Below are 9,734 nucleotides of genomic sequence, written 5' to 3'. Positions count from 1 at the left end.
GGTGTCCCGCTGACCGGGCACCACAGGTGTTGCCAGGACCGCAGCGGAGTTGACTCGCGCCATGACCGACGACATCACGCTGTCCGAACTGCAGGAGTTCATAGCTGGCTTCTGGTATCACTACGACGAAGCACATTACGACGAGTTGGCAACCCGCTACGCCGAGAATGTGCATTATCTGACTCGAAGTGATTCGGGCGCCAGCCCATTCGAAGAATTGATGTCGCCCGAACTACATGGCCGTGACACAGTGCTGGCGTGGCTGTCTGAGCATCGCAAGCAGAGCCCTTACCCGTTGCGCCACCACGCCAGCAACGTGCACCGCACGGGCACCGATGGTGACCTGACCCGCGCGCGGTTCTACATCCTGGTGAATCAGATTGCGAACTTCGTGCCGTTCGCGGTGTCCAGCGGGGTGGCCGACGTTGCCGTGCGTCGCGGCTCGAACGGGCTGGAGTTCACCGAGATGCACATCGTTCTCGACACCACCAATTCGGCCTTGCTGTCCGAGCTCACTGCGGACACCGCTGCCGGTAGTACTGCTTCCTAGGCCGGTGGCTGCTCGCGAAACTTTCTCTGACGGCGTCGCCGTCATCACGGGAGCCGGCGCCGGGATTGGCGCCGGGCTGGCGCGACACGCCGCTCGGTTGGGTATGAGCGTGGTTCTGGCCGATATCGACGCCGGCGCCATCGCCGCACTGCGCGACGAACTCTGTGCGGCGGGAGGCTCGGCGGTTGACATCGTGTGCGACGTGCGCGATCCGGACGCCGTGCAGCAGCTCGCCGAGAAGACATACCGGGATGTCGGCCCGGTGCGCCTATTGGTGAACAACGCCGGAGTGGAACAGTTCGGCTATCTGTGGGACACGCCCGTCGGCAACTGGCAACGCGTCGTCGACATCAACCTCAGCGGAGTGTTCTACGGCGTGCGGTCGTTTCTGCCGAAGATGATGGCAACCGACGAGCAGGCGTGGGTATGGAACCTGTCGTCGGTCGGCGGGGTCGTGGCGATTCCGTTGCAGGCGCCCTACATCATGAGCAAACACGCGGTGCTCGCGTTGACCGAATGCCTGCGTCTGGATGTCCAATCGGCCGGGCACGACCACCACATTCATGTGCAGGCCGTACTGCCCGGTGCGGTGGCATCGAACATCTTCGAGTCAGCGGGCGGAGTCGATCCGAATAACGGCTGCGACGTGACCGCTGCCGAGTCTCAGCGCGCGGCCATGCTCGACATCAGGGCGCAGGCCATGGATCCGTTGGCTGCGGCTGAGACCGTGTTTGAACAGGCCGCCGCGGGCCGCTTCTACCTGCTCACCCAGGAGTCCGTCGCGACCGCGATGACAGAACGAGCGAACGCGCTTGCTGCACAACATCCTCCGGCGCTGAAATGACGAAACCCAAGTTGGATCCCGACGCCGCCGCCCGGGTGGCCTCCTTCGGCGATATCCCGCCGATGCGCCAACGGGGCTTGGCTGCCGTTCGTGCCGCGATCGAGTCTGCGCCACCGCCCGACGCAATGCCCGAAATGGCCAGCACCACCGACGCCACCATCACCGGGCCGGCCGGGCCGATCCCAATCCGGATCTACCGTCCCACATGGCATTCCAACGGCCCGGTACTCGTATACCTACACGGTGGCGGCCTCGTCATGGGTTCCAACCACTCGTTCGAACCGCTGGCGCGGGCACTGGCATCGGCCTCCGCGGCCACCGTGGTGGCCGTCGACTACCGGCTGGCCCCCGAGTCACCCCCGCCCGCGCAGTTCGACGATGCCTACACCGCATTCGAGTGGGTGTCGCGAAACGCCGATAATCTCGAGGTCGACGCGGCCCGATTGGCGGTGATCGGGGACAGTGCGGGCGGGTCGCTGGCGGCGGCGGTGGCGCTGGCCGCGCGTGACCGTGACGGGCCGCCGATCTTTGCGCAGGTGCTGCTGTACCCCGGACTGGATCGCGACATGGCCGCACCGTCGATCACCTCACTGGCCGATGCGCCGATGCTCACCCGCGACGACATCGATTACCTGCACGGCCTCGCCGACGGCACCGGGGGGCCGCCTCGCGACCCCTACCTCGTTCCGGCCTACGCCACCGACCTGTCCGGCCTACCGCCGGCGATCGTGGTGACCGGGGGCTGCGACCCGATCCGGGATTGGGGTGAGCGTTACGCGGCACGCTTGCGCGACTCGGGTGTGCAGACCATCGCCACCCGTTACCCGGGGATGTACCACGGGTTTCTCATGCGGTCTGACGCGACTGCGCGCGGGCGGCTCGCCATCGCCGAAATCGGGGCATTGCTGCGGGCGAAGTTCGCCAACCCGCTCAGGTTTGACGTCCCGATCACCGGACATCACGCAGCCACCGAGCCGTGACGCTGCACACAATCACCCCAACCCATAACCGGGAGAGGAGACAGCTGATGCTCAGCGACGAGCGGCGGATGGAGCTTTCCGACGTGTTGCGTCCGGCCGCACCGCCTCGCGAGATCGACAACGTCTACACCGCCGACCAACGCGAGCGTCTGCTTGACGTCGTTCGCACCGAGGGGCCGTGGAAGCTGATCATCGCGCAACACTTCGCCTCGGCTGACGAGCTCATCGCGACCATGAGCGGCGCCTTTCCCGACGGGTTCACCCCCTCGCTGGACCTGTTCCTCACCCCGACATTTCGCGGGTATCTGGCCAACTACGGCGCGGTGCTATATCCCCAACTGCACGATTGCTTCTACAACCCGCGATTCCTGGAGATGGCGAAGGACTACTGGAACGCCGAGTACGCCAAACCGCAGTTGATGTTGTTCAACATCAACGGGCCGTGCGCGAATCGCGATCCGGGACACCTGGATTCGCCGAGCTTCCGCGGCGTGCGACACGAGAATGCCCCCACGTGGCTCACCAGCGTGATGGGCAAGTCCGGCCTGTTTGGTGACTACCTGATCAAGATGGCGCAGGTGATCACCTGGTTCTCGCTCGACGCCGGAAGCGGATTCACCTATTGGCCTGAGGGGCCGCTGAAGGCGCCCAAGCGTGTCCTGCCGCCGATCAACAACCGCGGCGTCGTGGTGCAGAACGAGATGATGGTGCACCGCGGTGAGGCGAATGGACCGCTGGACCAACAGATTCCAGCTGGGTTGGCCTTCGACACGGTGTTCGACGGTGATCCCGACGACCGAGACCACTGGTTGCTCAAGAACGGCGACGAGGTGATCGCCCGCCATCACACCAATCAGCTGCGGTTCCTCGTGCACTGGTCGGCGGAGGTGTTCTCTGACTTCGACGAGCTCAAGAAGAACATGGAGGGCTCCGACGACCTGACCATCGAGCAGGCAATCGATACCTTGGTCAAGGACGTCAACGCTCGAGGCATCGAACTTGCGATGCCGGACGAACCGCTGCATGATCCGGAGTTCATCCGCACCCTCAATGAGGCCTACGACCTCGGCGGTCCGTCGAGCTATCCGGACGATGCGCCGATCAGCGCATTCCAGCTCGCCTAATGTCATCGTGGTGACGACTGCTGCGCCAGCGACGATCCCTGTCGGTATGCCGGTCGGCGACACGGTGGTCGACGTTCTGGTCGTTGGCTCGGGCACTGGAATGGCAGCAGCACTGGCCGCCCACGAATGCGGATTGACGGTTTTGATCGTTGAGAAGTCGTCCTATGTCGGCGGCTCGACCGCCCGCTCGGGCGGCGCGTTGTGGTTGCCGGCCAGCCCGATCCTCGACGAGAAGGGTGCCGGCGACAGCGTGGAGCGGGCCGAGATATATCTCCGCTCGGTGGTTGCAGGCACGGCGCCGGCCGAACGATCGGCCGGTTACCTGCGTAACGTGACCGGGACCGTCGAGATGCTGCGACGCACCACACCGATCCGGTTCGCATGGGCCAAGGACTATTCGGACTACCACCCCGAAGCGCCGGGTGGAACCGCGGCGGGGCGGACCTGCGAATGCCGACCGCTCAACGCCGCGATGCTCGGCGAATATCGGTCCCGGCTGCGACCCGGGCTAATGGAGCCCAAGGTCCCCATGCCCACCACCACCGCTGACTACCGGTGGATGAACTTGATGGCCCGGGTTCCGCGGAGGGGCCTGCCGACCATCGTCAAGCGGCTCGCCCAAGGAGTGGGCGGACTGCTGCTTGGCCGACGCTATGTCGCGGGGGGGCAGGCTCTGGCGGCCGGACTGTTCGCCGGTGTTCTGCGTGCGGGGATCCCGATTTGGATCGAGACCGAGCTGCAGCGGTTGACGAGCGATGGCGGGCGGGTCACCGGCGCAGTGGTCGCCCACAACGGGCGCGAGGTCACCATCACCGCGCGGCGCGGCGTCGTCTTGGCTGCGGGCGGGTTCGACCACAGCATGGCTATGCGACGCAAGTTTCAGTCCGAATCCCTCGGCGAGCACATGAGTCTGGGCGCGGAGACCAACACCGGTGACGCAATCCACGCCGCTCAAGATGTCGGTGCCGCAATCGACCTCATGGACCAGGCGTGGTGGTTCCCGGCCGTCGCGCCGCTACCGGGCAAAGCCCCATTGGTGATGCTGGCCGAACGAGCGCTGCCGGGCTCGTTGATCGTCGACCAGAACGGCAGCCGGTTCGTCAACGAGGCAACGGATTACATGTCGTTCGGGCAGTGCCTACTGCAACGGGAGCGCTCAGGAAATCCGGTCGAATCCCTGTGGATCGTATTCGACCAGCAGTACCGCAACGGCTATGTGTTTGCCGGCGAACTGTTTCCGCGTACGCCGATTCCACAGGCATGGTACGACGCAGGCATCGCTCATCGATCGGATAACCTCGCCGAACTCGCCTGCAAGATCGGTGTTTCCGAATCACAGTTCATGACAACGATCGCCCGATTCAACGAGCTATCGCGCGCCGGATACGACCCGGACTTCCACCGCGGTAGCAGTGCTTACGACCGGTACTACGGCGATCCCACCATCGGTCCGAACCCCAATCTCCGCGCCCTCGACAACGGGCCGTTCTATGCCGTGAAGATGGTGCTCAGCGACCTCGGCACCTGCGGTGGTCTGCGAGCCGACGATCACGCTCGGGTGCTGCGCGAGGACGGAAGCGTGATCAAAGGCTTATACGCCATCGGGAATACCGCGGCCAACGCATTCGGAACCACCTATCCCGGCGCCGGCGCCACCATCGCCCAGGGATTGGTGTACGGCTACGTCGCCGCCCGCGATGCCGCGGGGGCCTGATCAGTCCGGCTCCTCGGCATCGGCCTTTTTTTCGATCTCATACCAGAATTCCGGTGTGGGCCAAGGGATCTTGGTCCGGCCACCTTTCCCGGGCTGGGGGAAGGCGGCTTCAGCCTCGTCAAGTTCTTTGATCATCTTCAGTGCAAGTTCCCGCTCATTCGCGTAATACCGCTCCGCCCATTCCAATGCGACGCGGGCGTATGCCCAGGACGGATCGGCGCCGGCCCACCGAGCGTCCTTCGCGGCCTTGCGGTGCATCTCGTCGGCATACGCCACGTGTTCCTGCAGCACCTCCTTCAGCCGTGCGGGGCTGGTGAGATGTCCCAACGTCACCCGCAGCAACGGGCCATGCTTGAGCGTGGGTGGGTCGACCGGCGCCTCGTTTGCCCAACGGGTCACCGCGTCCAGGCCGGCTTCAGTGATCTTGTACAGCCTGCGGTTCCGCGTGCCGCCAGTGTTCTCCACACGAGACGTCACCAGCCCCAGCCGCTCCAGCTTTTTGAGCTCAGAGTAGATCTGGCTGTAGGCCGGGCTGCCGTAGTAGAAACGCATGCTCCAGTCGATCCACTTTCGGATGTCATAGCCAGAAAGCTCATACTCGTAAGACAGCATGCCGAGCAGCGCCCAGCTGGTCGCCGCAAGATTCGGCTTTCCCGGTGCATTGCTGCCATCCATTTGCCCAGGTTACAACCGGGAGCAGCCGCGTGTCGGCGACTAACCACTGGCCGGGACACCGCATTGCCGAGTGAGCACCCCACCGCGCAAGCTTGCTCCCGTGACCTCCAACGAGGAACTCGCGAAGTTGCCGTCGCTATACGGGTCGCTCGCCGATTCGGTGCGCCGCCTCATCGATGCCACCATCAGGACACAGGTCGACGCAGCAACTCTCACCACCGCCAAGGCGAAGATTGATTGCGCCACTGAAGAATTGAGCAAGGCGCTGATGCCGGGCTCATTCGGTGTGCAGCAGGCCGGCGACGGTCAGCCGATGGCATGGGGCAACATCATGATCGGCCTGCGCAATCCCGTCGCCCCTCCCCTGGTGATCCACCACGAAACCGACGGGCTGGTGTGGGCCGACTTCACACTCGGTGCGGCCTACGAAGGTCCGCCGGTCACGTGCATGGCGGTGTGTGCGCGATGATCCTCGATCACGTGTTGGGCGCGACGGCGCATAAGCCCGGAAAGCCCGCCTATACCGGAACTCTTTGTGTGCGTTATCTGCGAGGAACGCCGCTCGGCTCACTACGAGCAGAGGCGCGCGTCGCCCGCGCGGAGGGCGCCAAGACGTTCGCCGTCGGCCACATTGCCGACGCACAGGGCATCACCGTCCAGGCCGACGGCGTGTTCATCCACCCTCGCGAGAGCTAGCTGCGCGCCGGAGCCAGGCGCTTCAGCGCTAGCCCGCCTTCGAATGGCCGGTAGCCGAAAGCGGCCGGGGCACGATAGCCGGTGTCTTCGAGGGGCGTATGCACCTCGGCGACCGTGGGCCCGATCTTGGCTGCGACGGATGCCAGCGCATCGAGGTCGAAGCGGTATAGCCGACCCGCGTTGCCGCCCAATATCTTTCGGCAAACCTCCTCCGGCTTGTCGTGCAGCGCCCAGCGGATGGCCAGTTTGGAATGTGGCGTGAAGCCTTCCTCGTGGGGATAGTCACTGCCCCACATGATGTGGTCGGCTCCCATGAAGTCGATCATCGCGGCATCGAAGGGGGCGAGCTCGCTGGCCAGATAGACGTTGCGCTGGGCATATTCGCTCGGGGTCATGGTCAGCTCGTCGACGGACGACCCGCCGAACATCCCGTAGGTGCGGTTGTGGGCTTCGGACTTCATGGTGGGCACCATCGCGTCCAGGACGGCCAGTTGTGGCTGCACCCACAGGGTGCCCTGCTCGGTCGGCACGAACCGCAGCGTCGGATAGCGCTCGAATACCCCGGCCAGGATCAGGTGGCCCAGCGTCCGGTTGGCCCAAATCGCCATCTCGGTGATCAACACCGCGTTAGATGCCGGCTGGTCCATCGGCATCTCCGGACTTCCAGCGCCCGCGTGCTGCACCACCGTCAGGTCTAGTTCGGCGCACAGCGCCCAGATCGGTTCGTAGCGTGTATGGAAGAGCGGGGCGACCTGCGGGTCACCGGGCGAGACGGGCGGGATGAGCACTCCGCCGAAGCAGTCCTGCCCGGCACCCCAGCGAATCTCTTCCAAGGCGAGATCGACATCGTTGGGGAAGATCTGAATCAACCCGCGCCGCCGGTCCGGGGCCAGCGAGCAGAAATCGACTTGCCAGCGATTGTGGGCCTGCACGCCGGCCCAACGCTTCTCGAACTCGTCGCGGGTCCGGGGCAGGCTGATGGTGATGTTGGGAGTGGTCGGGAAGAACGGCGGAACGGTGTTGGGCAGCAGCACCTCGGCAGCCACCCCGTCGGCGTCCATGTCGGCAATCCGAAGCTCGTTGTCCCAGTTCCTGGCGGCGGTGGCGATGATCAGATCGTCGAACGGGCTGACGTACGTCTTGGCCCATGCGTCGAAATCGTCGTGCAGGCGGATGGGCAGATACGGCTTGTAGTCGTGGAGATCGGCTCCCGCATGGGTGTCCGTGGATATGACGACGTATCGATCGATCGTGTCCCAGGTTGTAGCCATCATGTCCTCCAGCGCTAGTGCAGGTTAAGACCAGCGTTCCGCCTCGACCCGACCACTGGCAAGCCCTCGTCTCATTGAGCGGGCATGGTGGAAGCCATGGACATCGGATTCATCGGCCTGGGCAAGATGGGCCAGGGCATGGCCGCCAACCTCGTCAGCGCCGGCAACACCGTCACGGTCTACAACCGCAGCGCAGCCAAGGCGGACGCGCTGGCCAGGCAGGGCGCAACACCGGCGCGCACTGTCGCGGAAGCTTGCGGCGGTGACGTCGTGATCACCATGCTGGCCGACGACGCCGCCGTCGAGGACGTCGTCTTCGGCGACCAGGGCGTGCTGGCCTCGTTGGCGCCCGACGCGACCCACGTCTCGTCGAGCACGATCAGCGTGGAGCTGTCGAAACGCCTGACCGCCGCGCACACCGCCGCCGGGCAGCAGTATGTCGCGGCACCGGTTTTCGGTCGGCCCGAAGCTGCCGCTGCCGCAAAGCTTTTCGTCATCGCGGCCGGAGCGCCGCCGGCCCTCGAGATGTTGGCTCCGGTTTTCGACACCATCGGGCAGCGGACCTTCGTGGTCTCCGAGCAACAACCCGCCGCCAACCTGGTGAAGCTGTCCGGCAACTTTCTCATCGCCTCGGTCATCGAGTCGCTCGGCGAGGCCGTCGCGCTGGTCGGCAAGGCCGGGGTGGATCCGTTGCACTACATCGACATCATCACGTCGACGCTGTTCGGTGCACCGGCATATGCGACCTACGGTGGGCTGATCGCACGCGGCGAATTCGAGCCGGCCGGGTTCACCGCGACGCTGGGGCTCAAGGACATCCGGTTGACCCTGGCCGCCGCCGAGGAACTGGCCGTTCCGATGCCCGTGGCCAGCCTGTTGCGCGATCGTTTCCTCGCGCTGCTGGCTGACGGTGGTGCACACCTGGACTGGTCGGCGATCGCCACCCTCGCTCGTCGGGACGCGGGCGTCGGGTCAGACCACCCCGCGTAATCCGTCGGCGCCGAACACCGGCTCCAACATCGCGGTGAAGTCCGGGCCACGTCGCAGCAGGTGCCCGCCGTCGACGTTGATGATTTGTCCGGTGACCCAGCCGGCCGCATCGCTGAGCAAGAACATCGCCATGTTCGCGACGTCTTCGACCTCGCCCACCCTCGGTAACGGGGTGCAGATGCGGTAGTCCTCGCTCAGTTGCGGCGACTCGGTGATCGCGGCGACCAGATCGGTGCGGATCAGCCCGGGTCGAATGCCGTTGACCCGCACCCAGGACGCACCCAGCTCGTCGGCGGCCAACATCAGCAGGTGGTCGACCGCCGATTTCGTGACGCCGTAGGCGCCGAACCACCGGTGGGTGTTGCTGGCCGCGATCGAGGAGATACCGACGAATGACCCACCGCCGCCTCGCACCAGTTCGCGCGCAGCGTGTTTGAGCACGTACATGGTGCCGTTGACGTTGAGGTCGACGGTGCGTCGCCACGCCTCGGAGTCGATCTGGGTGATCGGCCCGATGGTCTCCGATCCGCCCGCGCAATGCACCACACCGTGCAGCCGGCCGTGCCATGCCGCGGCGGCGTCGACGGCCCGCTTGGTCTCGTCTTCATTGGTGACATCGGCCGGCTCGTATCTGATCGCGCCTTTGGCGTTGGCGGCCCCGATCTCGTCGGCGGCCGACGCCAGCCGGTCGGCGTTGCGGCCGACGATCATCACTGAGGCGCCGGCGGCGACCAGGCCGGCGGCCACCGCCTTGCCGATTCCGCTGCCGCCGCCGGTGACCAGATAGGTCCGGTCGTCGAACGAAAGATGCACGGTCGCCATCGAACCATAGACAGTCACACCTGCCACACCAGGCTCCGGGGAGCGCGGGACGACTATTTGCCCGCCTT

General features: G+C 65.3%; 9 protein-coding genes and 1 pseudogene. 7 read left to right on the top strand and 3 right to left on the bottom strand.

The features are described from left to right. Positions 1 to 61 precede the first annotated feature (61 nt). From AWC06_RS15170 to AWC06_RS15150, 5 genes are read left to right on the top strand one after another with little or no spacing between them, the layout of a single operon-like run. A complete protein-coding gene (locus AWC06_RS15170) occupies positions 62 to 550 on the top strand; it encodes a nuclear transport factor 2 family protein (protein ID WP_085198812.1) in 489 nt (162 codons plus the stop codon). 4 nt (positions 551 to 554) lie between these two features. Next, on the top strand, positions 555 to 1,394 hold the full coding sequence (locus tag AWC06_RS15165; protein WP_211281972.1) for an SDR family NAD(P)-dependent oxidoreductase: 840 nt from the start codon (positions 555 to 557) through the stop codon (positions 1,392 to 1,394). Next, entirely contained in the window at positions 1,391 to 2,374 is a 984-nt protein-coding gene (locus AWC06_RS15160; RefSeq protein WP_085198810.1) for an alpha/beta hydrolase, read from the top strand. The genes AWC06_RS15165 and AWC06_RS15160 overlap by 4 nt, the downstream gene beginning before the upstream one ends. 47 nt (positions 2,375 to 2,421) lie before the next feature. Then, positions 2,422 to 3,498: a hypothetical protein gene (locus tag AWC06_RS15155; protein WP_085198809.1), complete on the top strand. Its 1,077-nt coding sequence runs from the start codon at positions 2,422 to 2,424 to the stop codon at positions 3,496 to 3,498. Continuing rightward, entirely contained in the window at positions 3,467 to 5,212 is a 1,746-nt protein-coding gene (locus tag AWC06_RS15150; protein ID WP_211281971.1) for a 3-ketosteroid-delta-1-dehydrogenase, read from the top strand. The genes AWC06_RS15155 and AWC06_RS15150 overlap by 32 nt, the downstream gene beginning before the upstream one ends. Here the strand turns inward: AWC06_RS15150 and AWC06_RS15145 are convergent, their stop codons facing one another. Continuing rightward, positions 5,213 to 5,887 carry a PadR family transcriptional regulator gene (locus AWC06_RS15145; protein ID WP_085198808.1) on the bottom strand — a complete coding sequence of 225 codons (675 nt, stop codon included), beginning with the start codon at positions 5,885 to 5,887 and terminating at the stop codon, positions 5,213 to 5,215. 100 nt (positions 5,888 to 5,987) lie between these two features. Between AWC06_RS15145 and AWC06_RS15140 the strand changes: the two are divergent. Then, positions 5,988 to 6,583, top strand: a pseudogene (locus AWC06_RS15140) (PaaI family thioesterase). Here the strand turns inward: AWC06_RS15140 and AWC06_RS15135 are convergent. Further along, a complete protein-coding gene (locus tag AWC06_RS15135) occupies positions 6,580 to 7,854 on the bottom strand; it encodes an amidohydrolase family protein (protein WP_085199030.1) in 1,275 nt (424 codons plus the stop codon). The pseudogene AWC06_RS15140 and the gene AWC06_RS15135 sit on opposite strands and share 4 nt — an antisense overlap. A gap of 96 nt (positions 7,855 to 7,950) precedes the next feature. Here AWC06_RS15135 and AWC06_RS15130 point away from each other — a divergent pair, with 96 nt between their 5' ends. Further along, positions 7,951 to 8,844: an NAD(P)-dependent oxidoreductase gene (locus tag AWC06_RS15130; RefSeq protein ID WP_085199029.1), complete on the top strand. Its 894-nt coding sequence runs from the start codon at positions 7,951 to 7,953 to the stop codon at positions 8,842 to 8,844. Here AWC06_RS15130 and AWC06_RS15125 read toward each other — a convergent pair. Further along, positions 8,827 to 9,657 carry an SDR family oxidoreductase gene (locus AWC06_RS15125; RefSeq protein ID WP_085199028.1) on the bottom strand — a complete coding sequence of 277 codons (831 nt, stop codon included), beginning with the start codon at positions 9,655 to 9,657 and terminating at the stop codon, positions 8,827 to 8,829. The genes AWC06_RS15130 and AWC06_RS15125 overlap by 18 nt on opposite strands. Positions 9,658 to 9,734 lie beyond the last annotated feature (77 nt).

The organism is Mycobacterium fragae (assembly GCF_002102185.1).
In the GTDB taxonomy this organism is placed as follows: domain Bacteria; phylum Actinomycetota; class Actinomycetes; order Mycobacteriales; family Mycobacteriaceae; genus Mycobacterium; species Mycobacterium fragae.
This window is presented reverse-complemented; position numbering and strand designations above follow the sequence as displayed.